The following is a 25,186-nucleotide window of genomic DNA, read 5'->3' on the forward strand; positions in this document are numbered from 1 at the left end:
TTTCGTTATGGTGCTCATTGGCTCCAACGACCCGCCCCGCCGAGGCGGGTTTTTCATTTCCGGCTTTGGCGCTGTCGCGGGCCGCAGCCGTTCGGCAAGCGACTGAATACAGTTTATTTCGATTTTTCCCGACTTAACCCGCCTTTAAACCGCCGCATCTAGTCTTCAACCCCAACGCCATAGGCATGGGGAAGACAGCACAGCGCATGGCGAACCGGAAAGACAGCCGCATCGAGCCCAGCTTCGAGGCATCGCCGGGGGCGAGATCCTCGGCCGGTTTTTCGGTAAGCGAGGAGGACCGCGTCGTGCCGAGCAACCGAAAAGCCGCTGCAAAGCGCAAATCGTCCAAGGCCAAGCCGCCACGCGGCGGGCGCGGCAAAAGCCGGCGCGGCGTGTTCGGCGTGCTTGCCCGGCTGTTCTACTGGTGCTTCGTGCTGGCCATCTGGGGCGGCATCGCCACTGCCGGCATCGTCGTCTATTACGGCGCGAAAATGCCGGCGGCCACTACCTGGGCCATTCCCGACCGCGCCCCCAACATCAAGATCGTCTCGGTCGACGGCCAGCTGCTTGGCAATCGCGGCATGAGCGGCGGCGAGGCCGTCGGCCTGCACGAAATGTCGCCCTATATTCCCGAGGCCGTCATCGCCATCGAAGACCGCCGCTTCTATTCGCATTTCGGCATCGACCCGATCGGCCTTTCCCGGGCCATGGTGACCAATGTGCTGGGCGGGCATTTTTCGCAGGGCGGCTCGACGCTGACCCAGCAGCTGGCCAAGAACCTGTTCCTGACGCCGGACCGCACGCTGGAACGCAAGGTGCAGGAAGTGCTCTTGGCGCTGTGGCTGGAGCACAAGCATACGAAGGACCAGATCCTCGAAATGTACCTCAACCGGGTTTATTTCGGCTCCGGCGCCTATGGTGTCGAAGCGGCCTCGCGCCGCTATTTCGGCAAGAGCGCGCGTGACGTCACGCTGTCGGAGGCCGCCCTTCTCGCCGGCCTGCTCAAGGCGCCGTCGCGGCTGTCGCCGGCGCGCGACCCGAAGGCGGCCGAGCAGCGCTCGCAGCTGGTGCTCGCCGCGATGCGCGACGAGGGCAAGATCAGCGCCAAGGAGCAGACCACGGCAATGAGCGCGCCGGCGACACGCGCGCCGTCCTACTGGACCGGCTCGGAAAACTACGTCGCCGATACGATCATGGAAGAACTGCCCGACCTGATCGGCGACGTGCGCCGCGATATCGTCGTCGACACGACCGTCGACCTGACGCTGCAGAAACTCGCCGAGCAATCGATCCGCCGGCTGATCGACCAGAGCGGCAAGAAGCTCAACGTCAGCCAGGGCGTGCTGGTCTCCATCGACAATTCCGGCGCGGTGCGCGCCATGGTCGGCGGCTATGACTATTCGACAAGCCAGTTCGACCGCGCCTCGGAAGCGCGGCGCCAGCCGGGCTCGGCGTTCAAGCCGTTCGTCTACATGGCGGCGCTGGAATCCGGCCGCACGCCGGACAGCGTGCGCAACGACGCGCCGATCAAGATCGGCAGCTGGACGCCCGACAATTACGGCGGCAAATATTTCGGCAAGGTGACGCTGGCGACGGCGCTGGCGAAATCGCTGAACTCGGTGGCCGCGCAGCTGACCATGGAAGTCGGGCCGGGTGCGGTGGTCGAGGCGGCGCACCGCATGGGCATCCAGTCCGACCTGACGGCCAACACCTCGATCGCGCTCGGCACCTCGGAAGTGACGCCGCTGGAACTGACGTCGGCCTATGTTCCCTTCGCCAATGGCGGCTACAAGCCGGACATCCATTTCATCCGCCGCGTGACGACAACCGCCGGCAAGGTGCTCTACGAGAACAATGGCGGCGGCGCGGCGCGCGTCGTCAAAGCCGATGTTGTCGGCATGATGAACTCGATGATGACCGGAACGGTCGAGACCGGCACGGCCAAGAAGGCGGCGTTCGCCTGGCCGGCGGCCGGCAAGACCGGCACCAGCCAGAACTCGCGCGACGCCTGGTTCATCGGCTATACCGCCAATCTCACCACGGGCGTGTGGTTCGGCAACGACGACGGCAGCCCGATGAAGAAGGTCACCGGTGGCGCGCTGCCGGCGCAGGCCTGGCATGAGTTCATGGTCGCGGCGCATGAGGGCGTGCCGGTGGCGCCGCTGCCCGGAACCTGGAAGTCGACGCCGCCAGACACGATCGTACCGGACGACATACCGTCCGCTACGGCGCCGCCGGCGCCGGTCGCTTCCGTCGGCCAATCGACGCCACCGCCGGGTGCCGAGACGCCATCGCGTCCCGTGCGGCCCGCCGAAACGGTCGATGCCGGCGGCCTTGCCATGCCGGGCGTCGACGGCACCACCGGATCGATCAAGCACCCGGTGCCGCCCGGCAATGTCGGCGGCCCAGCCAAGAAGCGGCAGACCTCGATCCTCGACATTCTGACAGGCGGCTGAACGTCAAAGCCATCGGACTGATCGGGATTGACAAATTCGGCCTATAAGTTGATCAGTTGGTCGACTATTGCCGGGTAAGGCGAACGATGGAAGCTGCTAGTAGGTTCAACCGTCTGAGCTTTGGACAATGGGCGTTGCTGATCGCCATAACAGCAAGTGCAATTTTGTTCCGACAGATACCTAATCTCAGATCTGAGCCGGCATATCTTCTTGATGGGAGACTAGGTGGAATGACCGGCGCCTTCATTGCCAGCCTTGCCATCCCATATGGTTTGGCTTGGCTCAGTGGGCGCGTGTTCTGGAGGTCCCGTACCGTATTTCTAAGTGTCCTGGGGGTTTTAGCGGTACTCATGTTCCTCTCAAACCTCAGCATGCTCTACGAGTGCCCCACCTGTTATTGAAGAGATCGTCCGTTATTCGGCATCGCGGCGCATGCGCGCGGCCGTCGAATGGCCCTCGCCACCGCAACATATTCGGCTAGATCACGCGCCGACAAACCGCGAATGGCTGAACCCGACACCAGAAAGACGATTGTGCTGACCGTCGCCAGCTGCGGCCCAGCCAAGAAGCGGCAGACCCCGATCCTCGACATTCTGACAGCGGCTGAGCCGGCGCTAGTTCGGCTTTGGCTTAGCGCTGCCCAGTTGCCTGGAATCAAAGGTCAGCTTGTCGCGACGGATCTTGCCGTCGCTTATGGTAAGATGCTTGGCGCAGGACAGGGTGCCGGAAGAGCCGGTGAGCAGATCGACATCAGCAGCGCCTGGTTTTCGTCCCCAAACGCCGCAATCACGCGGACGCCGGTCACATCTTGCGAAAGCTTGGTGAGGCCCTTCAAATAGGGGTCCTTGCCGGTCGAGCGCTGCATTGGGCCATCGAACACAACATCGTCGGCAACATAGTTCGCCGCCGTCTCCAGATCATGGCTGGTCCAGGCCTTGGTAAAGGCGGTGGCGATATCGAGTGCGGTTTGTTGTGCCATGGCTTTCTCCTGATCGATGATGCAAATCCATCCTTCGCTTCTATCCAACCAACGATGAGCTATCTGTCGGGTTCCACTCCGCAACGCCGCCTACGGGCATCCGACCCCTCGCAACCGCTCGCGCGTTCCGCTACATCTCCGCCTGGAGACAAGTGACATGGCTGAACCCGACACCAGAAAAACCATCGTGCTGACCGGCGCCAGCCGCGGCATCGGCCATGCCACGGTCAAGCGTTTTTCACGCGAGGGCTGGCGCGTCATCACCTGCTCGCGCCAGGCCTTTGCCGAGGACTGCCCGTGGCCGGCCGGACCTGAAGACCACATCAAGGTTGACCTCGCCGACCAGGAGGATGTCGGCATCGCCATCTCGGAAATCCGCCACCGGCTGGAGGCGCATGGCGGGCAGTTGCATGCGCTGGTCAACAATGCCGGCATCTCGCCCAAGCTCAAGGACGGCAACAGCCGCATGAACTCGATCGACACGCCGATGCATGTCTGGCGCGACGTCTTCCAGGTGAATTTCTTTGCGCCGATCATGCTGGCGCGCGGACTGTTCAAGGAATTGGCATCGGCCAAGGGCTCGATCGTCAACGTCACCTCGATCGCCGGCACCCGGGTGCACCCCTTCGCCGGCACCGCCTATGCGACGTCGAAGGCGGCACTCGGCTCGCTGACCCGCGAGATGGCGCATGATTTCGGCCCCCACGGCATTCGCGTCAATGCGATTGCGCCGGGCGAGATCGACACCGCGATCCTGTCGCCGGGCACCGAAAAAATCGTCGAGACCATCCCGCTGAGAAGGCTGGGCACCACGGCGGAAGTCGCCGACATCATCTTCTTCCTGTGCTCGCAGCAGGCGTCTTACGTGACCGGTTCGGAAATACACATCAATGGCGGCCAGCACGTATAGAAGGCTTTCCAGGCGAGCGAGCCGGCAGGATTTGTCAGCATCGCGGGCGGCGTGTTCAAGTCTGGCGGCGGTTGGCGCCGCCGATGCCGATCAGGTCGCCTGCAGCAGGCTCTCGATATCGGGTATGCTGTGGTTGGTCAGCGTCTTTGGAATTTCGGCCGTTATCTTGTCGGTGACCTCCTTGTGCAGTTTCCTGCGCATGTCGCCCAGCACCGGCGGCGGCGCGATCAGCACGATCTCCTTGAAGCTGCCGCGATGCGCGAGCTTGTAGAGCCTGTCGGCAATCTCTTCGGCAAAACGCTCCTTGCCGAGCCGGTGCCAGTCGGTGTCCTCGACCGCACTGCGGTGGACGGAAGGGCCGTCGCTGTAGCGGCCGGGGCGGTCCGTGCCTTGTTCTCGGGTTGCCGGATTTTCCTGCTCCATCTCGTGCACGACCTGAAGGTCGGGATATTGGACGTCTCCACGGTTCTCGAGAAACAACGCCTTTTCGCCATCTGCCACCACGATCCACAGTCCGCGTTTCAGTCTGACGTTGCTCATGGGGCGCTCCTTTTTTGATTTTTCAAGCCCATCGCCAAGCCTTTGCCGTAGGGGCATGACCGGGCTTGGGCCCATAGGGCAAACGCGTGCCGAGGCGGGAATGTTCCGGTACTCGGACCCGGTATTCCGACAAGGGCCGGCGAGAGCGCGGGCTGCCGTCGATCGCTCGGTCAGCATCCGGCGGCTTAATCTACTAAATTGATAGAATTTAGAAAAATCTGTTTTGTGGTTAGCTCCTCCAGCCGCTAGAAAGGCAGCGGATCAAGGGCTGCAGCAGCAGCTTCAATCTGCTCCGCATTTGAATGTGGAATATTTTTCTCTTGGCCTTCATGCTTGCAGAAAAGAGATTGCCTGCTACGAAGCGATGCGCGAGTGGGTGCCTTCTGGTTTTTCGCGCCCCCGCGTAGAACTGGCAAACGGTTCCAGGATTCCGCTCGTCATGCCGCAAGCCACGCCCAAGCTCAATGCCTTTCCCGTCTTCATGCGGGTCGAGGGCGAAGCCATAGCCATCGTCGGCGGCGCAGAGGAAGCGCTGGCCAAGGCGCGGCTGCTCGCGCAGTCGAGCGCTGAGCTGCGCATCGTCAGCGATGAAACAAGCCCGGAGCTGCTGGCCTTTATCGCCGAGACCGGGGCCGCCCACATCGCCGACGCTTATGATGCAGCACATCTCAATGGTGTGGTGATGGTGTTTGCCGCCAGCGGCGACGAGGCGCTCGATCGCCGCGTTGCCGGGGATGCGCGCCGGCTAGGCATTCCGGTCAATGCCGTCGACCGGCCGGAGCTGTGCGATTTCTTCACGCCGGCACTGGTCAACCGCGCGCCGGTCGCCATTGCCATCGGCACGGAAGGTGCCGGCCCGGTGCTGGCGCAGATGCTGCGCAGCCGCATCGACCGCATGCTGGCGCCCTCGCTCGGTCCGCTCGCAGCCCTTGCCGCATCGTTTCGCGACACTGCCGAAAGACTGCTGCCGAAGGGCAATGCCCGCCGCCGCTTCTGGAGCGATTTCTTTGGCGGCGCGCCGGCCCGCGCTGTCGAGGCCGGCGAGCTTTCGCAGGCGCGTGATGCGGCCGTCGGCCTGCTGCTTTCGAAAGAACCGGCATCGGGCCATATCGCGCTTGTAGGCGCCGGTCCAGGCGCCGAGGACCTTTTGACGCTGCGCGCCCATCGCCTGCTGATGGAAGCCGACGTGATCGTCCATGACGCGCTGGTGCCGGAGGCGATCGTCGCCATGGGCCGCCGCGATGCCGAGCGCCTGCCGGTCGGCAAGCGCAAGGGCTGCCATTCCAAGAGCCAGGCCGAGATCAATGCGCTGCTGGTCGAGCTTGGCCACGCCGGCAAGCGTGTCGTGCGGCTGAAGTCCGGCGACCCGCTGGTGTTCGGCCGGGCCGGCGAGGAGATGGCGGCACTTCGCGATGCCGGCGTCGCCTACGAAGTGGTTCCGGGCGTCACCGCGGCCTTCGCCGCCGCCGCCGATTTCGAACTGCCGCTGACGCTGCGCGGCGTGTCGTCGTCGATGGTGTTCACCACCGGCCATGACCTCAAGGGAAATTCGCTGCCAGATTGGGCAAAGCTCGCTATTTCCGGCGCGACGGTCGCCGTCTATATGGGCCGCTCGGTCGCTGCAGAGGTCGCCGGCCGGCTGATCGAAGCCGGCCTGTCGCCGGATACGGCCGTCGCCGTGGTCGAGAATGCCAGCCTTGCCAGCCGCCGCCGTTTCCACGGCACGCTCGCCGACCTGCCGTCGCTGGAGGCGCGCGCCGACCTCAGCGGCCCGGTGATGACCATCATCGGCGACGCGGTCGCCGGCGCCAATTTCGAACGGTCCGAGCCGCTGGCGGCACACAGGCAGGAAAGCGTGGTCCGTGCTGCCGCGCAAGGAGTGAACCAATGAAAGTCCTGACCGCGAACCGCCTCGCCGACGGCATAGCCGTCTGGTACGCCAATGGCGGCTGGGCCGAGACCATCGACCATGCCGACATCGCCCATGACAAGGCGGCCGAGGACCGGCTGGAGGCGATCGGCGCCAAGGCCTCCGCCGCCAACGAAGTGGTCGACGTCAACCTGATAGACGTGACCGTGGCCAACGGCACGGTCGAAGCGGTCCGGCTGCGTGAAAAGATCCGTGCCGCCGGCCCGACCACCCGCAACGACCTGGGCAAGCAGGCCCGTCCGCAAGCCGCACGCGCGGCATAGATGACCCAAGCATGATCCCGATCATGCTCGAACGAAGAAAATAACGGGCGGACGCGCCCGGAAAGACCTGAATATGTACCGTTACGATGAGTTCGACCACGATTTCGTCAAGGCCCGCGTCGCCGAGTTCAGCGACCAGGTCGCGCGGCGGCTTGCCGGCGAGATCACCGAGGACCAGTTCCGGCCGCTGCGGCTGATGAACGGCGTCTATCTGCAGCTGCATGCCTATATGCTGCGCATCGCGGTGCCCTACGGCACGCTGAACAGCAAGCAGCTGCGCATGCTCGGCCACATCGCCCGCAAATACGACAAAGGTTACGGCCATTTCACGACGCGCCAGAACATCCAGTTCAACTGGCCGGCGCTGTCGGACATCCCGGCGATCCTGGCGGATCTGGCAAGCGTCGAGATGCACGCCATCCAGACCAGCGGCAACTGCATCCGCAACGTCACTGCCGACCACTTCGCCGGCGCCGCCGCCGACGAGGTTGCCGATCCGCGCCCCTATGCCGAAATCCTGCGTCAATGGTCGTCGGTGCATCCGGAATTCTCGTTCCTGCCGCGAAAATTCAAGATCGCGGTGACCGGCGCCGAGCGCGACCGCGCCGCCATCCAGACGCACGACATCGGCCTGCATCTGAAGAAGAACGCTGCCGGCGAGCTTGGTTTCGCCGTCTATGTCGGCGGCGGCCAGGGCCGCACGCCAATGGTCGCCAAGAAGATCCGCGACTTCCTGCCCGAAGCGGATCTGTTGTCCTACTGCACGGCGATCCTGCGCGTTTACAACCTCTACGGCCGTCGCGACAACAAGTTCAAGGCGCGCATCAAGATCCTGGTCCATGAGACCGGCGTCGAGGAGATCACCCGCCAGGTCGAGGCCGAATGGCAGGAGTTGAAGGACGCCGTGCTGAGGCTGCCGGAAGAAGACATCCGCGCCATCGACGCCTATTTCGCGCCGCCGGCGCTTGTCGACCGGCCGGAAGGCGATGAGGCGGTCAAGCTTGCCCGCCTCGACTCCAAGAGCTTTTCCGAATGGCTGGACCAGAATGTAGTCACCCATCGCCATCCCGACTACGCGGCGGTGACCATCTCGCTCAAGGGCATCGGCGAGACGCCCGGCGATGCCTCCGACAGCCAGATGGAAGCGGTCGCCGACATTGCCGAAAAATATTCCTTCGACGAGCTGCGCGTCAGCCACGAGCAGAACCTGATCCTGCCGCATGTCGCGCGGGCCGACCTCAAGGCGGTCTATGACGCGCTTGTCGATATCGGGCTGGCGACGGCCAATTCCAACCTGATCAGCGACATCATCTCCTGCCCCGGCCTCGATTATTGCGCGCTGGCAACGGCGCGCTCGATTCCCGTGGCGCAGGAAATCTCGCGGCGCTTCGCCTCGTTGGAGCGCCAGCGCGACATCGGCGAATTGAAGCTGAAGATTTCCGGCTGCATCAATGCCTGCGGCCATCACCATGTCGGCCATATCGGCATCCTCGGGGTCGAGAAGAAAGGCGCCGAACTCTACCAGGTGACGCTCGGCGGCTCGGCCGACGAGAACACCTCGGTCGGCGAGATCATCGGCCGCGGCTTCAGCTCGGAAGAGATCACCGACGCCATCGAGCAGATCGTCGAGACCTATCTCGGGCTTCGGTTGGACAGAAATGAAAGATTCATCGACGCATACCGCCGTGTCGGTCCCGCGCCGTTCAAGGAGGCGCTCTATGCTGGCGAAGCCAAGGCCGCTTGACCGGATCGTCGACGTCGAGGCCGGCATCGCCGCCCAAGCGGCGGGTCTCGACGCGCTCTACGGCCATCTGAAGCCGCTGGAGATCATCGAGCGGTCGACCCGGGAGTTCTTTCACGGCGAAATCGCCGCCGTCTCGTCCTTCGGCGCGGATTCGGCGGTGCTGCTGCACATGATCGCCGAGATCGACCGCACGCTGCCGGTGATCTTTCTCGACACAGGCAAGCATTTCGAGGAAACGCTCGGCTATCGTGACGCGCTGGCCGCCGATTTCGGGCTGAGCGATATCCGGGTGATCAGGCCCGACGATGCGGCGCTGGCAAGGATCGACCCGACCGGCAATCTGAACGAGACCGACACCGACGCCTGCTGCGACGTCCGCAAGGTCGAGCCGCTGGCGCGCGGCGTCGAGCCGTTCCGCGCCTGGTTCACCGGCCGCAAGCGCTTCCAGGCGGCGACCCGGGCAGCGCTCCCGGTGTTCGAGGCGGTCGGCTCGCGCATCCGCATCAATCCGCTGGCGCACTGGACGACATCAGACCAGGCCGGCTACATGCGCGCGCATGCGCTGCGTGAAAACCCGCTGGTCGCCTATGGCTATCTGTCGATCGGCTGTTTCCCGTGCACGCAGCCGGTGCAACCGGGCGACGACGCGCGCAGCGGCCGCTGGGCCGGGCACGCCAAGACCGAATGCGGCATCCATTTGTCGGGGCTGGAAAGATCGCTGACCGACGCCTCGCTTTAGGGTATGTTGATATTCAGCCGGCCTGCAAACGGCGGCTTCCTGCGCTTCCGGCGCTCACGTACCCAAAGTACGCTCCGCTCCGGTTCTCGGAAGCCACCATTTTCGGCTCGGCCTGACCTGAATCTCAACGCACCCTGAGGTGTTTTGCACTTTAGAATCTTTGGACTTGGGAATTTTCTTGATGAGCGACTTGATAGCCGAAAACGCCATGCGGCTGTGGACACCGGATGGGTTCCGCGAGGACGAGTGGGTGCATGCCGAAAGCGCCGAGGCGCTGGTCGGCAATGGCCGTTTCATCCTGCCGTTGCAGGCGTTTCTCGGCCTCGATCCGGAGGTGCGGCGGTCGGCGAAGGAGCGCATCGGTGTGCTGCTGCAGCCCGGCGATCAGCTCGAAAAGATCGCAGGCCTGCTCGATCAGCTGTCGCTGGTGGCGCTGGCGTTTCCGGCGTTCAATGACGGCCGCTCGTTCTCCAAGGGCGAATTGCTGCGCAGCCGTTATCATTTTGCAGGCGCTATGCGCGCCACCGGGCAGGTGCTGATTGATCAGCTGCCGCATATGCTGCGCCTCGGCTTCGATGAATTCGAGATATCGCACCCGGTGCTGCTGAAGCGGCTCGAGCAAGGTCGTACCGGCGGACTGCCGCTGTCCTACCAGCCGGCGGTGAAGCCGGAGGCCAAAGGCCCGAAATATTCCTGGCGGCGGGTGCGCGCCGGCTGATCCGCTCCGGAGGGCCAGAAGCCTTCTGGTCGGACCACATTCCCGATTCAGCCTTTTATTTTGCGCCTCTCCGCCTTAGGATAGGCCCATTATTTCGCGATCCGAATAAATGTGGCCACAAGGGAGGAACCGGGTATGGCTGGCAAGAAGATATTGATGCTCGTTGGCGAGTTCAGCGAGGAGTACGAGATTTTCGTCTTTGAACAGGCCATGCATGCGGTGGGCCACACCGTCCATGTCGTTTGCCCCGACAAGAAGGCCGGCGATATCCTGAAGACCTCGCTGCACGACTTCGAGGGCCACCAGACCTATACGGAAAAGCTCGGCCACGACTACATCCTCAACAATACGTTTTCCGAGGTCAATCCGGCCGACTACGATGCCGTCTACGCGGCGGGCGGGCGCGGGCCGGAATATATCCGCATCGACAAGCGCGTGCAGGCGCTGGTGCGGCATTTCCATGAGACGGGAAAACCGATCTTCACCATCTGCCACGGCGTGCAGATCCTGATCGCGGTCGACGGCGTGGTGCGCGGCCGCGAAGTCGCGGCGCTGCAATATTGCGAGCCGGAAGTCACGCTGGCCGGCGGCATCTATATCGATGTTGCGCCGACCGGCGCCCATGTCGACGGCAATCTGGTGTCGGCCAAGGGCTGGCCGGGCCTTGCCGCGTTCATGCGCGAATGCCTGAAAGTGCTGGGCACCGAGATCCGCCAGGGCGAGATCCTGATGCGCGACCAGCGCCAGGCGGCTTAAGCTCGGAATGTGGAGCCCGCCGCACCCCTAACGCATGTCGCGCAAAAGTGTTCAGCGGTTTTGCGATAACGGCATGCATAAACAAGAACCTAAAGCGCGTCGCATGAGGCCGGTCGAGCGCGACGCGCTTTAGGTGCGGCGGTGGGTCTACACGGCCATCCGCGCTTCGCGGAACGATACCAGCTTGCTGCGGCTCTCGTCCCACAGCGCCAGCTTGACGCAGCGCAGGCTGTCGAGGAGTGTGACGCGGCCGATCTCGCGCAACTCCGGATAGTCCCTCAGCACTTCCGGAAGCCGGTAGCATGGCACCTTGGCCGAGAGGTGGTGCACGTGGTGGACGCCGATATTGCCGGTGATCCAGTTCAGCACCGGCGGCAGGTCGTAATAGGACGAACCGTGCAGGGCAGCGTGCTGGAATTCCCACTCGGAGTCCTTTGTCCACTCCGTCTCTTCGAACTGATGCTGGACATAGAACAGCCAGATGCCGGCCGATCCGGCGAGGATGACGATCGGCAAATGCACGACCAGGAACGCGCCGGGGCCAACGAACCAGATGAGCAGCGCGGCGATGACCGCGATGGCTAGGTTGGTGGACATCGACGACACCCAGGGGGTGAGGCCGCCCCGCATCATGCCCAAGGGCAGTCTCTGCTCGAAAATGAAAATCCAGATCGGGCCAAGGCCGAACATCACCAGCGGATGGCGATAGAGGCGATAGGCGAGCCGGCCCCGCCACGACAGTTGCCGATATTCGGCGACGGTCAGTGTCTTGATGTCGCCGGTGCCGCGCTCGTCGAGATTGCCGGCGCTGGCGTGATGGGTTGCGTGGGCGCGGCGCCAGCAATCGTAGGGCGTCAGCGTCAGCACGCCAAGGACGCGGCCGATCCAGTCGTCGGCATAGCGATTGGCAAAGAAGGAGCCGTGGCCGCAATCGTGCTGGATCATGAAGATCCGCACCAGAAAGCCGGCGGCCGGAAGGATGAGGACCAGACCCCACCAATGGCCATAGGCATAAGCGGCCGAGGACAATCCCCACAGCGTGGCGAAAGGAATGAGGGTGATGGCGAGTTCGACGGCGCTGCGACGCCTGTCGGGCTTTTTATAGCGCGACAGGATTTTCAACCAGGCGCGCTTGCTGTTTGCCACAGCTTCGGGGGAAATCATGTTCATCATGAAACATAGGCGGAGCAGGGCGCTGCCGCAAGGCGGCGATCACGCAAAGTTACTGCGGGTAAATGTCGCGCGATGGCGAGGAATTGCGGCCGCAATCGCAGGTCGCGTTGCTGGCGACGGTGTCTACCGATGGCGCCCGCCTGCGACCACCTTGGCTTCGACGCCGTCCAGGCGGTCGAGCAATTCCTTCAGACGGTCGGGAATATCGGACTCCGTGCGGAAGGCCGGCAAGGTGCGCAGAAAGCGCTTAGTCGCCTCGGTGCCGAGCTGGCGCCGGATATCGGCGGCGAGCCCGACGCGTTTTTCGCCATTCCTGCGGGGCATCATCCAAAATCCTGTGTCGGCTTCGAAACTCTTCCAAGGGAGGAATGGTTCCCGCATTGTAGCATGCTGGCAAGCAAAGCCGTCGGGTACGGTAAAGTTTGAATTAAAATCGAGAGGTCTGCGCCGTCCGCAATCAAGCAGCGACAGCGGCTGCAGTATCGCTTGCCCCTTGATTTTTGGCCGCCAAACCTCGATATCGGGCGCAAATCACACCATTCGAAAATGACGGGAAACGGCGATGAGCGACCAGGCAAAAGACGAACGCGCGCCCGATGAAGCCGAGAAGACCGAGGCTGCCGCGGAGCCAAGGGAAGGTAGCGTCGACGGCGACTATGAAGCGCTTGTGCGGCTTCTGAAGGAAAACGAAGAGCTGAAGGATCGCGTGCTGCGCGTCGCGGCCGACATGGAGAACTTGCGTCGCCGCACCGCCCGCGACGTCCACGATGCGCGCGCCTATGCGGTTGCCAATTTTGCCCGCGACATGCTTTCGGTGTCAGACAATCTGCGCCGTGCGCTGGATGCCATCCCGGAGGAGGCCAAGGCTTCGGGCGATGCCGGCTTCAAGGCGCTGATCGACGGCGTCGAGATCACCGAGCGCGCCATGCTGTCGGCGCTGGAACGCCACGGCGTGAAGAAGCTCGAGCCCGAGGGCGAGAAATTCGATCCGAATTTCCACCAGGCGATGTTCGAGGTGCCCAATCCCGACGTACCGGCCAACACGGTCGTGCAGGTCGTGCAGCCCGGCTATTCGATCGGCGAGCGTGTTCTGCGGCCGGCCATGGTCGGCGTCGCCAAGGGCGGCCCCAAGCATGTCGCAAGCGAAGCGCCAGTGGAGCCGGGGCCAGTCAACGAGCAGGCCGAGAAGGATGCGTGAATGGTGAATGGTGAATAGTGAATGGTTAGTAGTGAGTAGCCAATTGCTGCTCCAGCAGTCAGTGCTATTCCCTTACTGCCCTACTCAGGCCGCAAACCGCTGCGCTTCTCCGCCATAATAATTGACGTAGCGGGCACCGATCTCCTTGACCGGCATCACCACGAACACGTCGACCGTCGAGAATTCACGGTCGATGACGCAACCGTCGCCGATGCGCGCGCCGACGCGCAGATAGCCCTTGACCAGCGGCGGCATCGCGGCGATCGCCGCCTTGGTATTGACGGCCTCGATCGGCATCAGATCCATGGAACAATAGCGCCCGGCGACGGCACGCACGTCCCATGATGAATTCGTCCGGCAGTGGTGGGCAAGATAGGTCAGCGCCTCCGCATGTGCCGCAGGCACGGTGCCGTGGAACGACGCGCAGCCGGTCATCACGCCGATGCCGTAATGGTTGATGTAGGCCCAGATGCCTTGCCACAGCGCCTCGATGGTGCGCTTCGAGCGGTATTCCGGCAGAACGCAGGAGCGGCCGAGCTCGAGGAAGCGCTGGCCGGGATGCCGCGCGATCAGCTTGGTCAGTTCGAATTCGCCTTCGGAATAGAAGCCGCCGGCGGCCGCGGCAATCTCCTGCCGCAGCAGGCGGTAGGTGCCGACGATGCGGCGATGCTCGGGGCCGGAAAGCGAAGTATCGAAGACCAGCAGATGATCGCAGAGGGGATCGAAGCGATCGGCATCGCGGCGGTCCTGCATCTGGAACAGGTCCTTCCTGGCACCAAGCTCGTCGTAGAACACCCGGTAGCGCACTTCCTGCGCGGCAGCGATCTCGGCCTCGTTGCGGGCGAGCCGCACTTCGAGATTGCCGATGCGGCCGAGCGATGCGCCTTTTATGACGGCATCGGCGTTCCGGCCGACGAGCAAAGGCCCGCTGGCGTTCGGCCGAGCATCACATTCCGGCATGACTGTATGCACGAGTGATTCTCCTTCGAGCCATCCCTCTTGGCACGGGGATACGGTGTAGGTGCAACAGGATTGTGACAGTACCGTGATACGCCTCTGCGGGCAATACTTCGTCGGCTGGGTAATCTATCAACCGTCTATGTTGTGCCTCAGGCGGCCGCTTGCCCTTCGACCGCATGAACCAGGGCATCGGGGTCGAGCGGCTTGGTGACGAAGCCGCTGGCACCGTGAGCGAGCACGGCGTGGCGGGTCTTTTCCTGGCTGTCGGCCGACAGCACCATGATCGGCACCGGCGGCACCGCGGTCTCCTCCTCATGGCGGCGGATGGCGGCGATGGCGTCCAGGCCGTCCATGACAGGCATATGCAAGTCCATCAGCACCACGTCGTAACGGTGCTTGTGGCCGGTGCTGATGACCGCCTCGACGGCGGCCTTGCCGTTGCCGACCACTTTCACGCGATGCCCGGCCTTCAGCAGCGTGGCGCGGGCCAGCATGGCGTTGATGTCGTTGTCCTCGGCGATCAGCACCGACAGGCCCTGCTGGCGGGCGCCAATGGCGTGCCCCGCCTGCGCGCCGCGCTTTTGCAGTTGCGGCTCGGCGATGACCGGCGCGTGGCTGGTCAAAAGCACGCGCAGCAATGTCTCGCCGCGCACCGGCCTCGCAAGGAAGGTGGCGTAACCATTGGCACGGAACTCGCCAAGCATGCCACGGTCGGTCGGTGCGATCAGCGTCACTGCCTCGCAATCGGCAAATCCGCTCTGGCGCAGGCGCCTGAGCAGCCTGCCGTCGCTTTGCTCCATGGCAGCATCAATCAGCAGCACGTCGCAGCTCTCGGCGAAAGGGGTGGCCTGGGCGGCGGCGGTGGCCAGATCGACCGTGCCGCCATTGGCGCGAATGGTGCGGGCGAGGGCTTCGGCCTCGACCAGGTTCTTCGATACGATCACCGCATGCCGGCCCGACAGCGCGTCCTGGCGGATCTGCGGCGCCTCGACGGCGGAAATAGCGGGAATCTCGAAGACGAATTCGGACCCCTGGCCAAGCCGGCTCGACACAGAGATAGTGCCGCCCATGGCGATCACCAGGCGTTTGGAAATGGCGAGACCGAGGCCGGCACCGCCATGCGCACGGGTCGAGGTGCCGTCAGCCTGTTCGAAGTCCTCGAATATGCGCTCCATGTCCTCCTCGCGCAGACCGGGGCCGGTGTCGGTGATGGTGAAGCGGATGCGGTCGGTGGTTTCGGTGCGGACGCGGGCGATGCTTGCCAGGACGCCGCCGCTGTCGGTGAACTTGACGGCGTTGCCGATGAGATTGAGCAGCACCTGCCTGACCCTGCCGGGGTCGGCGGTGATCAGCTGCGGCACGTTGGGTTCGACATGGCAGCCGAGGCCGATATCCTTGGCAAAAGCCCGCGCCGCCAAAAGCTCGATGACATTGTCGGCGATCTCGCGCACCGACATCGGCTGCGGTTCGGGATCGAAGCGGCCGGCCTCGATCTTGGAGTAGTCGAGCAGGTCCTCGATCAGCGCCAGCAGCGCGCTGGCCGAGGTCGAGATGGCGCCGACATAGGTCCGCTGCTCGGGCGAAAGGCTGGTGTCGGCGAGAAGCCGGGCCATGCCCATGATGCCGTTCATCGGCGTGCGGATCTCGTGGCTGACGGTGGCGAGGAAGCGCGATTTGGCCTGGCTCGCATATTCGGCCCGCTCGCGGGCGGTGATCAGCGAGGATTCGGCGCGCTTGCGAGCGGTGATGTCGCGGGCGATGGCGCGATGCGAAACGGCGCCGCTGTCCTTGTCGCGCACCGACAGCTCGATCCAAGAGAACCAGCGTGGGCCGTCCGGCGTGCGAATGGCGACGTCGGTGGAACTCAGGCATTCGTGGTCGGAAAACGCGGCGTCGGGGACGATGCCGACATCGATGCCTAGTTCGGCCAGGGTCTTGCCGGCAAGGTCGCGCTGGTCGGTTTCGACAAGGTCGGCGAAAACCTTGTTGGCGTAGACAATGTGGCCGTCGCGGTCACGATGGACGACGAGATCGCCGAGTGCATCGATCAGTCCGCGAAAGCGCTCCTCGCTCTCCTGCATCTCCCACATGCGGTCGGCCAGCGTCTCGATTTCGGCGCGGCTGCGGGCGGTCGTGGCATCGAGCAGGGCCACCGCGCGGCGCTCGGTGCGCCTGTTGCGCAGATGCATGGCGAGCCCGGCGATGGCTGTCGCCAAAAGGCCGATGGTGATGAAGATCGGCGCCCCGGTCAGATGCGAAAAGCCTGCCAGCACGACGATGGCGACGAGCGTCAGGAAGGGCAGGCCTTCGCGGTTGGAGGCCGGCAGTTCCGGCGCCAGCGGTGGCGCGGCGACAAGCTGCCGTCCTGGCGCCGCGGGGGCCGTCCCGTCGGCCCGTTCGGCTGGTTCCGCCTCTCTGATGCCGGGTTCCGCAATCATACGGAAATCCTGCCAGACAGAGCTTATCGAAGGTTGTGGTTGATCGCTCGAATTTTAGCGGTCGCGCTCTTTTTTATCCCTTGGGGGCTCACATATCCACCACCACGCGGCCGCGGATCTTACCCTCGACGATGTCATGCGCGGCGCCGATGATGCCGTCGAAGCCGATGCTCGTCGACAGGCTGGCAAGCTTTGCGTGGTCGAGATCGGCGCCGATGCGGCGCCAGGCCTCGAGGCGGACCGCCTTCGGCGCCATCACCGAATCGATGCCGAGCAGCGAGACGCCGCGCAGGATGAAGGGGGCGACGCTTGCCGGCAGGTCCATGCCGCCGGCGAGGCCGCAAGCGGCGACGGCGCCGCCATAGGAGGTCATCGACAGAACGTTGGCCAGCGTGTGACTGCCGACCGCATCGACGCCGCCGGCCCAGCGTTCCTTGGCGAGCGGTTTTGCCGGCTGGGTGAGCTCGTCGCGTGAAATCACTTCCGCGGCGCCGAGGTCGATCAGATAGGGGCTTTCGGCAGCGCGGCCGGTCGAGGCGATGACGTGATAGCCGAGGCTGGACAGGATCGAGACCGCGACCGAGCCGACGCCACCGGCAGCGCCGGTCACCACCACCGGGCCGCGATCGGGCACGATGCCGTGGCGCTCCAGCGCGATGACGCAAAGCATGGCGGTGTAGCCGGCGGTGCCGACCGCCATCGCATCATGCGGGCTCATGCCGTCCGGCAACGGCACCAGCCAGTCGCCCTTGACGCGGGCGCGCCCTGCAAAGGCGCCGAAATGCGTCTCACCGACGCCCCAGCCGTTCAATATGACCTTGTCACCTTCGCGCCAGTCGGGATTGGAAGACGAGATGACGGTGCCGGCGAAATCGATGCCCGGCACCAGCGGCCAGCGGCGGATTACCGGCGCCTTGCCGGTAATTGCAAGACCGTCCTTGTAGTTCACCGTCGTCGCCTCGACCGCGACGGTGACGTCGCCCTCCATCAGGTCTGCCTCGGTAAGCTCGGTCACCGCGACTGACTGGTTTTTCTCGGCGTCACGCGAAACGAGGATGGCTTTGAAGGTTTCGGGCATTTTTTCTCCTCTGGCTTGCAGATCAGAATGTGCGGCGCCAGGCGAGTGAGGTCAATCGCTCGACGCTCCGCGCCGCCAGCCAATGAGTTCGTCGAAGACGACCAGCACCGCACCAACCGAAATGAAAGCGTCGGCGAGGTTGAAGATCGCGAAGGACCAGACCGGCGTATGGAACAGGACATAGTCGATGACATGACCGTAGATTGCGCGATCGATCAGGTTGCCGAGCGCGCCGCCGACGATCAGCGCGAAGCCGATGCGGGCAAGCAGGTGGCCGGGCGGCGTGCGGGCCGCAAGATAGAGCACGAAAGCGACCACCAGAACCGCGACGACCACCAGGCCGGTGTCGCCGAAGGACGAAAACAGCGAGAACGCGATCCCGGTGTTGTAGGTGCGGTACAGCGCCAGGAACGGAAGCAGGTCGAGCCGTTCCTGAAAGGCAAGACCGGTTTCGACTAGGTATTTCACCCACTGGTCGAGCGCTATCGCGGCGACGACCAGAAGAGCATACGGCCTCCAGGACTTCATGGTTTGCAGTTTCACGGTTTGAGATGTCACGATCTGGCGTCCTCCGGGCCGAGCTTCAGCGCGCCGCGCCGGATCTCGAACAGCATGACGCCGGTGGCCACCGCAAGGTTGAGCGAATCGGCGCGGCCGGCCTGCGGTATCCGCAGCAGTTTGTCGCAGCTTGCGGCAAGCTCGTCAGGCAGGCCTTGCTGCTCGTTACCCATCATCAAAAGCACCGGGCCTTTTGAAAAATCGACCGAGCGGTAGTCGACCGCACCCTTCAGATGGGTGCCGGCGACGAGGCCGGGAAAGCTCTTTCGCCAGGCGAGAAAAGCTTCGGGCGACGCCTTGGCGACCTGCACGGCGAAAATCGAGCCCATGGTGGCGCGCACCGTTTCGACCGAAAAGGGATCGGTGGTCTCGCCGACCAAGATGACGCCCCTGGCCCCGACAGCGTCGACCGTGCGGATGACGGTGCCGAGATTGCCGGGGTCGCGGACGCGGTCGAGCGCCACCCAGACGTCGCCGTCACGGGCGCGGATGTCCTTCAACGGCAGGAATTTCTGCGAGAACACGCCGACGACCATTTGCGGATTGTCGCGGCGGGTGATGGCGACCAGCACTTTTTCCGAAACTTCAAGAACGGTGCCGCCAGCGGCGACCGTGCGCGCCGCGATCTTTTCAACCGCCGTATTGCCACGTCCGGCCTTGGCGAAGACCAATGTCCTGATCGACCAGCCGAGATCGAGCGCGTCGATGACCAGCTTCAGGCCTTCGGCCATGAAGGCATTCTGCTGGTCACGGAATTTCTTCAGCGCGAGCGCCTTGATGTCCTTGACCAGCGGGTTGGCGAGGCTGGTGACTTCCTTCACCTGCCCTGGCGCGCCCGCGTGCCGTTCGTACGCACTCATTCAGGCCACCCAGCGTGAGAACAGCGAGGTCGAAAGCGCCCGACCGGCAGATTTCTCGCAGATGATCAATTCACCCGACTCGACCGTGCCGCCCATGCCGGCGAAGGTGTCGCGCATCAGGGCATGGATGGCGAAAAAAGAGGCGCGGATCGAATAGGCGGTCAGTACCACGGCGAGCGGCTTCGGCGTCAGGATCGCGCGGCAGATATCGGTCAGCGCCGGCAGGTCCTCGAACAGCTGCCAGACCTCGCCTTTCGGTCCGCGGCCATAGGCGGGCGGGTCGAACAGGATGATGTCGTAGCGGCTGCCGCGGCGCTCCTCGCGTTCGGCGAATTTCACGGCATCGTCGACGATCCAGCGGATCGGCTTTTGCGACAAGCCCGCCATTTCTTGGTTTTCGCGCGCCCAGCCGATCGCCTTCTTGGAAGCATCGACGTGGGTGACCTCGGCGCCGGCACGCGCCGCCACCAAGGAGGCAAGGCCGGTGTAACCGAACAGGTTCAACACCTTCACCGGCCGTTTTGCCGCCGCGATCAGACCGGCCATGTGGTCCCAGTGCGAGGCCTGCTCGGGAAAGACGCCGACATGGCGAAACGAGGTGAAGCGGCCGAGATAATCTATGCCGTCATGCTTCATCGGCCAGGTCTCGCCGAGCGGCGTCTTGGGGAAGCGCCAGCGGCCGATGCCTTCCTCGTCGGTATCGCCGGTGAAAATGGCGTCGGCGCGCTCCCAGTCCCTGGCCGGCAAAGCCTTTTGCCAGATCGCCTGGCCCTCCGGCCGAACGATGCGGTAGGGGCCGTATTGCTCGAGTTTTTCTCCGGCGCCGCTGTCGAGCAGCGCGTAGTCCTGATTGGGGCCGACCTCGAGGATCAGCGGCAGATGTTCGGCAGGCAGCGCGCCATCGCGGCGGGATAGAGGGCGCGGCGCGGCTTTCGGCTCGGACCGGTCCTGCAGTTTAGGCTCCGAACCGGCGGTCAGGCCGGCGTCGCGCCGCCGCGGCTGCTCCGCCCCGCCCTTCGCGGGCGGGCGGCTGTCGCGGCGTTTGTCGCGAAAAGGTTTCAAGAAGGCGCATCTCCGGAAGGCGGCTCGCCGCTTCTGCCACAGCACATTGACCGGCGCAACAAAAGGGCTGCCGACGTTTGCAACCGGATCAGCCGCGCCTGATCGACAGCAGGCCGACTGCGAGCGCTATGAAACCAACGGCCTTGAAGCCGGTGACGACCATATGGCCGGTTTCCCAGCTGCTCCGGATACTTTCGAAATTGTCCGGGATCGGTCCAGGCACCCAGGTGGCCAGGACATCGTTTGCCGGTTTGACCAGGGTAAACCACGCCACGAGGGCCATCAGATAAAGCACGGTGGCGGCCAAAATCCACCAGAATGCCGGGCGGTCGCTGCGCAGCATCCAGGCGAGAAGCCCCGGACAGGCGATCGCGGCCACGTCCAGCGGTGCGCCGACAATCGCGAAGAATTGGAACTGAGCGTTGAAGACAGTGGTTTCACGCCAGAGCGAAGGCGGCCATCTGGTCAGCCGCGGCACCGATTCCAGCACATGGGCGAAGGATGGTCCGAGGCTGAGCGCAGCGACGATGGCGGTCAAAACCGACCAGAACAACAGGACCCCGCGCATATCCATAATGGCCAGACAACGGCGTCAGGGCGCAGACGTTCCCGTCCGCCACCATGTCGCTTGCCGCCGAAAGTGCTGGGGCTCTATCGTGATTGAAACTAGGTCATGATTCATGTCCCGTGCTGAACGCCTGCTCGACCTGATCCAGATCCTGCGCCGGCATCGCCGGCCGGTCAGCGGCCGCAGCCTTGCGGGCGAAATGGGTGTGTCGATCCGTACGCTCTATCGCGATATCGCCACGCTGCAGGGGCAGGGCGCGCCGATCGAGGGCGAGGCGGGGTTGGGTTACGTGCTCAGGCCCGGTTTCATGCTGCCGCCCTTGATGTTCACCGATGAGGAGATCGAGGCGATCGTGCTCGGTTCGCGCTGGGTGGCCAAGCAGCCGGACTGGCGGCTTGCGAACGCCGCCACCGACGCGCTGGCCAAGATCGCCGCGGTGCTGCCGGACGATTTGCGCGAAGAGCTCGACGCCTCGACGCTGCTGGTCGGGTCGCGCACCGAGGTCACCGAAGGCATCGATCTCGGCGTGGTGCGGCAGGCCATCCGCGAGGAGCGCAAGCTGAGCTTTGTCTATCGCGACGCCGGCGGCGCTGCCTCCGAGCGCACCGTCTGGCCGTTCGCACTCGGCTTCTTCGACAAGGTGCGCGTCGTCGCGGCCTGGTGCGAGATGCGCCAGGATTTCAGGCACTTTCGCGCCGACCGGATATCCGGCCTCAATGCCACCGAGATGCGCTATCCGCGCCGCCGTCAGGTGCTGCTCAAAGAATGGCGGGCGACGCTCGACACGCCAAGCTAAGGCTGCTGCTCAGTTAAGACTGCTGCCAGAATCTGGCAGTGGCATACGCTATGCTCCTCCAGTCGAAACCATCTGGAGAGCAATTCATGACACCGCCCAATTTCGTCATCCTCTATGTCGACAAGCCTGAGCAAAGCGGCGCCTTCTACAGCGCGCTGCTTGGGCGGCAACCGGTCGAGACCTCGCCGACCTTCGTGGTGTTCGTGCTCGACAACGACTTCAAGCTCGGGCTCTGGTCGCGTCACACCGTGGAACCGGCCGCCGCGGCAGCAGGCGGTGGCGCCGAGATCGTCTTTGCGCTGGACACGCCGGGTGCCGTCGACGCCACCCATGCCGAGTGGGCCGGCCGCGGGCTGAAAATTCTGCAGACGCCGACCGACATGGATTTCGGCCGCACCTTCGTCGCGCTTGATCCCGACAGCCACCGGCTGCGGGTTTATTGGCAAAGGGAGTAAGGCAGTAGGGCAGTAGGGCAGTAGGGCAGTAGGGCAGTAGGGCAGTAGGGGAGTCGTGGCAGGAAACATAGCTGGCGCGGCGCCGCACGATCAGTGCGGTTTCCTACTCCCCTACTCCCCTACTCCCCTACTCCCCTACTCCCCTACGTTTGCCCGACACACGGCAATGCCGGCGGCGAGGTCCTCGAGGGCTGCGCCGACCGACTTGAACAGCGTGATCTCGTCGTCGTTCTGCCGGCCTTTTTTCTGGCCGCGCGTGAGTTCATAAAGGTCGGCGACGATGGCTTCCGGCTTCAACACGCCGGATGCCAGCGGCTGGACGATGTCACCGGCTTCCTTGGTGGCGCCGGCGCGGGTGTCGACATAGACGCGGGCGCGTACGATCGCGTCGTCGTCGCTTTCGCGCATCGCAGGCGTGAAGCCGCCGACCAGATCGACATGGGTTCCGGGCTTCAACAGTGCCCCCTTGATCAGTGGCATGGTGGTGATGGTCGCCGACGATACGATATCGGCCTTTCCGAGTTCGGCGTCGAGATCGCCTGCTGCTTCGGCCGAAAAACCCTCGGCACGCAATTTTGCCGCGACCTTTTCGGCATTCGCCGGCGTGCGGTTCCAGATGCGGATGTTCTTGGTCGGACGCACCGCCGAATGCGCCTTTGCAAGGAATGGCGACAGCGCGCCGGCGCCCACTATCAGCAGCCGCGATGCGCCCTCGCGGGCCAGATAGGAGGCGGCCAGCGCCGAGGCACAGGCGGTACGCCACTGCGTCAGCCGCTGGCCGTCGATCAAGGCCTGCGGCTCGCCGGTGGCGCCGTCGAGCAACAGGTAAAGACCCATCACCGCAGGCTTGCCGACGGCATTGTTGTCGGGCGACACGGTGACGATCTTGACGCCGATATGGCCACCGGCCGAGGTGCCGGCGGCGTTGAAGTCCGTCCAGGCCGGCATCAAAAGCAGCGTCGAGGCGGTGCCGTCGGGCCGCTCGACCGTGTGATGATGCCTGACCGGCTGCACGGCGCCGTCGCGAAAAGCGGCGCGCAACGTCTCGACCAGCCCGGAAAAGGTCAGCGCGCGGTCGACCTCGGCGGCGGAAATGGTCAGCATGAAAGGCTCCGTGGAGAACTAGGCCGGTTGTGCTTCAGGCCCGAGCCGCGGCTCAGTTCGTCGGCTTCGGCAAGGCTGGGCTCTGCGACGCGGTGGGCGCGCGGCTGACCGCCTGGCGCAGGTTCTTTGCCTCGGCGCCGCGCTGGCGCGCCAGCTTGCGGTAGCGGCCCTGCTTGATCCAGGTCGCCAGGCTGCCGACGATCATGCCGATGGCCAGCGCCAGGAACAGGAAAATGAAGAGCGGCACGGTCAGCGTCAGCGCCGGATTGCCGGGATTGAACGGATCGAGTGTGAAGGCCACCGGTTCGCGGTTGGCTACGGCCAGCGCAATCAGGATGACGGCCAGCGGCACGAAAACCACGATGAGAATGAAGCGATTGAACATGTTTTTCCGTTCGGAAGCAAAGGCACCAGCGGTGGCGGGCGCCGCGCCTATTTGCCTCCGTTCAGCCTTTCACGCAATTCCTTGCCGGTCTTGAAGAACGGTACCCATTTCTCCTCGACCTCTACGGATTCGCCGGTGCGCGGGTTGCGGCCGGTGCGGGCAGGACGATTTTTCACCGAAAACGCGCCGAAGCCGCGCAACTCGACCCGGTTGCCCTCGGCAAGCGCGTCGGTGATTTCATCGAAGATGGCGCTGACAATGTTTTCGACGTCGCGCAGGAAAAGATGCGGATTACGCGTGGCGATGATCTGCACAAGTTCGGATTTGATCATGAAAAGGCTCCCCGTAAAAGCAGTGCCGCCGAAATTATCAGAATGATTTTATTTGGTTTTTCACTCGTCCCAAGCGGTTCCTCAAGGGTGCCAGACGGAAACGAGACCGTCAAGAAACAAGCGGTCCGCTCCAATTTCGTGAAGGACGTCGCCGTCATGGCCGGCCAGGCCAAGCGCAGCACCGACGGTCTGCGCCATCGCCTTGGAGAACAGGAAACCGCCGCGTTTTTCCGTGTCCTTCCATTCCACCACCTTGAGCTTGGCATCGACACCCTTGCCTGCAAGCCAGTCGATTGCTTCGGCCTCGCCGCCGACCGCGTCGATCAATCTGTTGGTGACCGCCTGCCGGCCGGTGAAGATCGACCCGTCTGCGAGCGCCAGCACCTCCGGCTTGGTCATGTTGCGGCGCTCGGCGACGATGCCGACGAACCAGTCGTAGCTGTCGAGGATGAGCTTGCGGACCATGGCGCGCTCATCGTCATTGGTCGGCTTGAAGGGAGAAGGCGAGGCCTTCAAGGGCGAGGATTTCACCTCCTCCAGCTTGACGCCGAGCTTGTCCATGAGGCCGCTGACATCCGGGTACTGGATCAGCACGCCGATCGAGCCGACGATCGACGATTTGCGTGCGACAATATGGTCGGCCGCAGTGGCGATCATGTAGCCCGCCGAAGCCGCGAGCGTGCCGACCTCGGCCACCACCGGCTTGTCGGCGGCGAGCTTGCGCACTGCCTCATAGATCGATTCGCCACCGACGGTGGTGCCGCCGGGTGAATCGATCGACAGGATCACAGCCTTGACGCGCGGCGACTGACGGATTGCCTCCAGCCGCTTGATCAGTTCTTCGTCTTCGGTGATGGTACCTTCGATCTTGACCTTGGCGATGTGGTCGACAGCCGCGCCGGTGAAGTCGTCACCATAGATCCACGCCGAGAAGGCGATCAGTCCGGCTGCTGCGACGACAATCGCCGCGACACGCCAGAATGTCAGCTTGCGGCGCAAGCGGCGGCGGTCGATCAGGTCGTCGGCTCTCAATGCCATGGTCAGCCTCGTAGTCGGTGGGAGCAGATGCTTTTAAAGCAACCATTCGCGCCCGGCTACCGTTTCCTGACGGCCTTGCGCCAAAGGCCGTCTTAGGCATTCGCGGCAAGCCTCAACCTGTCACGTTCTGCAGGCTCTAACACTGT

Annotated in this window: 26 protein-coding genes; 11 read left to right on the top strand and 15 right to left on the bottom strand. The window is 64.0% G+C overall.

The features are described 5' to 3' along the window. Positions 1 to 206 precede the first annotated feature (206 nt). Positions 207 to 2,456 (top strand): transglycosylase domain-containing protein, encoded by a 2,250-nt coding sequence (locus NKI18_RS02740; protein ID WP_352616503.1) that lies wholly within the window; start codon positions 207 to 209, stop codon positions 2,454 to 2,456. 691 nt (positions 2,457 to 3,147) lie between these two features. Here the strand turns inward: NKI18_RS02740 and NKI18_RS02745 are convergent. Beyond that, positions 3,148 to 3,435, bottom strand: a complete 288-nt coding sequence (locus NKI18_RS02745) for a nuclear transport factor 2 family protein (RefSeq protein ID WP_352616501.1) — start codon at positions 3,433 to 3,435, stop codon at positions 3,148 to 3,150. 157 nt (positions 3,436 to 3,592) lie between these two features. Between NKI18_RS02745 and NKI18_RS02750 the strand changes: the two genes are divergently transcribed. Next, positions 3,593 to 4,345 (top strand): SDR family NAD(P)-dependent oxidoreductase, encoded by a 753-nt coding sequence (locus NKI18_RS02750; protein WP_023718933.1) that lies wholly within the window; start codon positions 3,593 to 3,595, stop codon positions 4,343 to 4,345. Positions 4,346 to 4,435: 90 nt separating this feature from the next. On the opposite strand, the gene NKI18_RS02755 is transcribed toward NKI18_RS02750, so the two are convergent. Continuing rightward, complete coding sequence (locus NKI18_RS02755) at positions 4,436 to 4,885, bottom strand: baeRF12 domain-containing protein (protein ID WP_352448343.1); 450 nt, start codon at positions 4,883 to 4,885, stop codon at positions 4,436 to 4,438. Positions 4,886 to 5,324: 439 nt separating this feature from the next. Between NKI18_RS02755 and cysG the strand changes: the two genes are divergently transcribed. The 6 genes from cysG to NKI18_RS02785 all read left to right on the top strand — a co-directional run bounded on the left by cysG (position 5,325) and on the right by NKI18_RS02785 (position 11,035). Beyond that, positions 5,325 to 6,776 (top strand): siroheme synthase CysG, encoded by a 1,452-nt coding sequence (gene cysG, locus NKI18_RS02760; protein ID WP_352616498.1) that lies wholly within the window; start codon positions 5,325 to 5,327, stop codon positions 6,774 to 6,776. Next, a complete protein-coding gene (locus NKI18_RS02765) occupies positions 6,773 to 7,078 on the top strand; it encodes a DUF2849 domain-containing protein (protein WP_023675243.1) in 306 nt (101 codons plus the stop codon). The genes cysG and NKI18_RS02765 overlap by 4 nt, the downstream gene beginning before the upstream one ends. Positions 7,079 to 7,151: 73 nt before the next feature. After that, positions 7,152 to 8,822 (top strand): nitrite/sulfite reductase, encoded by a 1,671-nt coding sequence (locus NKI18_RS02770; RefSeq protein WP_352616495.1) that lies wholly within the window; start codon positions 7,152 to 7,154, stop codon positions 8,820 to 8,822. Then, a complete protein-coding gene (locus NKI18_RS02775; RefSeq protein WP_352448339.1) occupies positions 8,797 to 9,561 on the top strand; it encodes a phosphoadenylyl-sulfate reductase in 765 nt (254 codons plus the stop codon). The genes NKI18_RS02770 and NKI18_RS02775 overlap by 26 nt, the downstream gene beginning before the upstream one ends. A 181-nt stretch (positions 9,562 to 9,742) precedes the next feature. Beyond that, positions 9,743 to 10,279: a DUF934 domain-containing protein gene (locus NKI18_RS02780; RefSeq protein WP_352453969.1), complete on the top strand. Its 537-nt coding sequence runs from the start codon at positions 9,743 to 9,745 to the stop codon at positions 10,277 to 10,279. A gap of 135 nt (positions 10,280 to 10,414) precedes the next feature. Further along, complete coding sequence (locus NKI18_RS02785) at positions 10,415 to 11,035, top strand: DJ-1/PfpI family protein (RefSeq protein WP_352453970.1); 621 nt, start codon at positions 10,415 to 10,417, stop codon at positions 11,033 to 11,035. Between the two features lie 147 nt (positions 11,036 to 11,182). Here the strand turns inward: NKI18_RS02785 and NKI18_RS02790 are convergent, their stop codons facing one another. Both NKI18_RS02790 and NKI18_RS02795 read right to left on the bottom strand, forming a co-directional pair. After that, entirely contained in the window at positions 11,183 to 12,205 is a 1,023-nt protein-coding gene (locus NKI18_RS02790) for a fatty acid desaturase (RefSeq protein WP_352453971.1), read from the bottom strand. Between the two features lie 126 nt (positions 12,206 to 12,331). Further along, positions 12,332 to 12,535 carry a hypothetical protein gene (locus NKI18_RS02795; protein ID WP_353018793.1) on the bottom strand — a complete coding sequence of 68 codons (204 nt, stop codon included), beginning with the start codon at positions 12,533 to 12,535 and terminating at the stop codon, positions 12,332 to 12,334. A gap of 235 nt (positions 12,536 to 12,770) precedes the next feature. Here NKI18_RS02795 and grpE point away from each other — a divergent pair, with 235 nt between their 5' ends. Next, positions 12,771 to 13,406 carry a nucleotide exchange factor GrpE gene (gene grpE, locus NKI18_RS02800; RefSeq protein ID WP_352453973.1) on the top strand — a complete coding sequence of 212 codons (636 nt, stop codon included), beginning with the start codon at positions 12,771 to 12,773 and terminating at the stop codon, positions 13,404 to 13,406. A gap of 84 nt (positions 13,407 to 13,490) precedes the next feature. On the opposite strand, the gene olsB is transcribed toward grpE, so the two are convergent. The 7 genes from olsB to NKI18_RS02835 all read right to left on the bottom strand — a co-directional run bounded on the left by olsB (position 13,491) and on the right by NKI18_RS02835 (position 20,936). Beyond that, positions 13,491 to 14,366 carry a l-ornithine N(alpha)-acyltransferase gene (gene olsB / locus NKI18_RS02805; protein ID WP_023675251.1) on the bottom strand — a complete coding sequence of 292 codons (876 nt, stop codon included), beginning with the start codon at positions 14,364 to 14,366 and terminating at the stop codon, positions 13,491 to 13,493. Between the two features lie 149 nt (positions 14,367 to 14,515). Further along, positions 14,516 to 16,804, bottom strand: coding sequence for a PAS domain-containing hybrid sensor histidine kinase/response regulator (locus tag NKI18_RS02810; protein WP_352453974.1), 2,289 nt, complete (start codon positions 16,802 to 16,804; stop codon positions 14,516 to 14,518). Positions 16,805 to 16,892: 88 nt separating this feature from the next. Further along, on the bottom strand, positions 16,893 to 17,882 hold the full coding sequence (gene acuI / locus NKI18_RS02815) for an acrylyl-CoA reductase (NADPH) (RefSeq protein WP_352453975.1): 990 nt from the start codon (positions 17,880 to 17,882) through the stop codon (positions 16,893 to 16,895). 51 nt (positions 17,883 to 17,933) lie between these two features. Further along, positions 17,934 to 18,410: a signal peptidase II gene (gene lspA, locus NKI18_RS02820; RefSeq protein WP_352454178.1), complete on the bottom strand. Its 477-nt coding sequence runs from the start codon at positions 18,408 to 18,410 to the stop codon at positions 17,934 to 17,936. Between the two features lie 26 nt (positions 18,411 to 18,436). Beyond that, positions 18,437 to 19,300 (bottom strand): TrmH family RNA methyltransferase, encoded by an 864-nt coding sequence (locus NKI18_RS02825; protein WP_352453976.1) that lies wholly within the window; start codon positions 19,298 to 19,300, stop codon positions 18,437 to 18,439. After that, positions 19,301 to 20,362 (bottom strand): RsmD family RNA methyltransferase, encoded by a 1,062-nt coding sequence (locus NKI18_RS02830; RefSeq protein ID WP_352616490.1) that lies wholly within the window; start codon positions 20,360 to 20,362, stop codon positions 19,301 to 19,303. It lies immediately after the preceding gene. An 88-nt stretch (positions 20,363 to 20,450) separates the two neighbouring features. After that, entirely contained in the window at positions 20,451 to 20,936 is a 486-nt protein-coding gene (locus NKI18_RS02835) for a DUF1772 domain-containing protein (RefSeq protein WP_352616487.1), read from the bottom strand. Between the two features lie 106 nt (positions 20,937 to 21,042). Here NKI18_RS02835 and NKI18_RS02840 point away from each other — a divergent pair, with 106 nt between their 5' ends. Both NKI18_RS02840 and NKI18_RS02845 read left to right on the top strand, forming a co-directional pair. Continuing rightward, complete coding sequence (locus tag NKI18_RS02840; RefSeq protein WP_352468341.1) at positions 21,043 to 21,726, top strand: helix-turn-helix transcriptional regulator; 684 nt, start codon at positions 21,043 to 21,045, stop codon at positions 21,724 to 21,726. An 86-nt stretch (positions 21,727 to 21,812) separates the two neighbouring features. Continuing rightward, positions 21,813 to 22,181, top strand: coding sequence for a VOC family protein (locus NKI18_RS02845; RefSeq protein WP_352616486.1), 369 nt, complete (start codon positions 21,813 to 21,815; stop codon positions 22,179 to 22,181). Positions 22,182 to 22,316: 135 nt separating this feature from the next. Here the strand turns inward: NKI18_RS02845 and lhpI are convergent, their stop codons facing one another. The 4 genes from lhpI to sppA form a co-directional block, all read right to left on the bottom strand. Then, on the bottom strand, positions 22,317 to 23,285 hold the full coding sequence (lhpI, locus tag NKI18_RS02850; protein ID WP_353018799.1) for a bifunctional Delta(1)-pyrroline-2-carboxylate/Delta(1)-piperideine-2-carboxylate reductase: 969 nt from the start codon (positions 23,283 to 23,285) through the stop codon (positions 22,317 to 22,319). Between the two features lie 52 nt (positions 23,286 to 23,337). Next, positions 23,338 to 23,670, bottom strand: a complete 333-nt coding sequence (locus NKI18_RS02855) for a LapA family protein (protein WP_353018801.1) — start codon at positions 23,668 to 23,670, stop codon at positions 23,338 to 23,340. 47 nt (positions 23,671 to 23,717) lie between these two features. Next, positions 23,718 to 24,002 (bottom strand): integration host factor subunit beta, encoded by a 285-nt coding sequence (locus NKI18_RS02860; RefSeq protein ID WP_023675261.1) that lies wholly within the window; start codon positions 24,000 to 24,002, stop codon positions 23,718 to 23,720. An 81-nt stretch (positions 24,003 to 24,083) separates the two neighbouring features. Then, a complete protein-coding gene (gene sppA / locus NKI18_RS02865) occupies positions 24,084 to 25,040 on the bottom strand; it encodes a signal peptide peptidase SppA (RefSeq protein WP_352616480.1) in 957 nt (318 codons plus the stop codon). Between the last annotated feature and the right edge of the window lie 146 nt (positions 25,041 to 25,186).

This window comes from Mesorhizobium sp. M0800 (assembly GCF_040320095.1).
Taxonomy (GTDB): domain Bacteria; phylum Pseudomonadota; class Alphaproteobacteria; order Rhizobiales; family Rhizobiaceae; genus Mesorhizobium.

What these genes read in the sequence shown, in the direction of transcription:
- grpE (WP_352453973.1), top strand. Translation starts at nt 12,771, where the DNA reads ATGAGCGACCAGGCAAAAGACGAACGCGCGCCCGATGAAGCCGAGAAG.
- NKI18_RS02855 (WP_353018801.1), bottom strand. Translation starts at nt 23,670, where the DNA reads ATGTTCAATCGCTTCATTCTCATCGTGGTTTTCGTGCCGCTGGCCGTC.
- NKI18_RS02765 (WP_023675243.1), top strand. Translation starts at nt 6,773, where the DNA reads ATGAAAGTCCTGACCGCGAACCGCCTCGCCGACGGCATAGCCGTCTGG.
- NKI18_RS02775 (WP_352448339.1), top strand. Translation starts at nt 8,797, where the DNA reads ATGCTGGCGAAGCCAAGGCCGCTTGACCGGATCGTCGACGTCGAGGCC.
- NKI18_RS02770 (WP_352616495.1), top strand. Translation starts at nt 7,152, where the DNA reads ATGTACCGTTACGATGAGTTCGACCACGATTTCGTCAAGGCCCGCGTC.
- NKI18_RS02845 (WP_352616486.1), top strand. Translation starts at nt 21,813, where the DNA reads ATGACACCGCCCAATTTCGTCATCCTCTATGTCGACAAGCCTGAGCAA.
- olsB (WP_023675251.1), bottom strand. Translation starts at nt 14,366, where the DNA reads ATGCCGGAATGTGATGCTCGGCCGAACGCCAGCGGGCCTTTGCTCGTC.
- NKI18_RS02825 (WP_352453976.1), bottom strand. Translation starts at nt 19,300, where the DNA reads ATGAGTGCGTACGAACGGCACGCGGGCGCGCCAGGGCAGGTGAAGGAA.
- NKI18_RS02860 (WP_023675261.1), bottom strand. Translation starts at nt 24,002, where the DNA reads ATGATCAAATCCGAACTTGTGCAGATCATCGCCACGCGTAATCCGCAT.
- lhpI (WP_353018799.1), bottom strand. Translation starts at nt 23,285, where the DNA reads ATGCTGACCATTTCCGCCGCCGAGGTCGACCGCGCGCTGACCTTTTCC.
- NKI18_RS02785 (WP_352453970.1), top strand. Translation starts at nt 10,415, where the DNA reads ATGGCTGGCAAGAAGATATTGATGCTCGTTGGCGAGTTCAGCGAGGAG.
- NKI18_RS02795 (WP_353018793.1), bottom strand. Translation starts at nt 12,535, where the DNA reads ATGATGCCCCGCAGGAATGGCGAAAAACGCGTCGGGCTCGCCGCCGAT.
- NKI18_RS02750 (WP_023718933.1), top strand. Translation starts at nt 3,593, where the DNA reads ATGGCTGAACCCGACACCAGAAAAACCATCGTGCTGACCGGCGCCAGC.
- NKI18_RS02840 (WP_352468341.1), top strand. Translation starts at nt 21,043, where the DNA reads ATGTCCCGTGCTGAACGCCTGCTCGACCTGATCCAGATCCTGCGCCGG.
- NKI18_RS02810 (WP_352453974.1), bottom strand. Translation starts at nt 16,804, where the DNA reads ATGATTGCGGAACCCGGCATCAGAGAGGCGGAACCAGCCGAACGGGCC.
- NKI18_RS02780 (WP_352453969.1), top strand. Translation starts at nt 9,743, where the DNA reads ATGAGCGACTTGATAGCCGAAAACGCCATGCGGCTGTGGACACCGGAT.
- lspA (WP_352454178.1), bottom strand. Translation starts at nt 18,410, where the DNA reads ATGAAGTCCTGGAGGCCGTATGCTCTTCTGGTCGTCGCCGCGATAGCG.
- NKI18_RS02755 (WP_352448343.1), bottom strand. Translation starts at nt 4,885, where the DNA reads ATGAGCAACGTCAGACTGAAACGCGGACTGTGGATCGTGGTGGCAGAT.
- sppA (WP_352616480.1), bottom strand. Translation starts at nt 25,040, where the DNA reads ATGGCATTGAGAGCCGACGACCTGATCGACCGCCGCCGCTTGCGCCGC.
- NKI18_RS02740 (WP_352616503.1), top strand. Translation starts at nt 207, where the DNA reads ATGGCGAACCGGAAAGACAGCCGCATCGAGCCCAGCTTCGAGGCATCG.
- acuI (WP_352453975.1), bottom strand. Translation starts at nt 17,882, where the DNA reads ATGCCCGAAACCTTCAAAGCCATCCTCGTTTCGCGTGACGCCGAGAAA.
- cysG (WP_352616498.1), top strand. Translation starts at nt 5,325, where the DNA reads ATGCCGCAAGCCACGCCCAAGCTCAATGCCTTTCCCGTCTTCATGCGG.
- NKI18_RS02745 (WP_352616501.1), bottom strand. Translation starts at nt 3,435, where the DNA reads ATGGCACAACAAACCGCACTCGATATCGCCACCGCCTTTACCAAGGCC.
- NKI18_RS02790 (WP_352453971.1), bottom strand. Translation starts at nt 12,205, where the DNA reads ATGAACATGATTTCCCCCGAAGCTGTGGCAAACAGCAAGCGCGCCTGG.
- NKI18_RS02835 (WP_352616487.1), bottom strand. Translation starts at nt 20,936, where the DNA reads ATGGATATGCGCGGGGTCCTGTTGTTCTGGTCGGTTTTGACCGCCATC.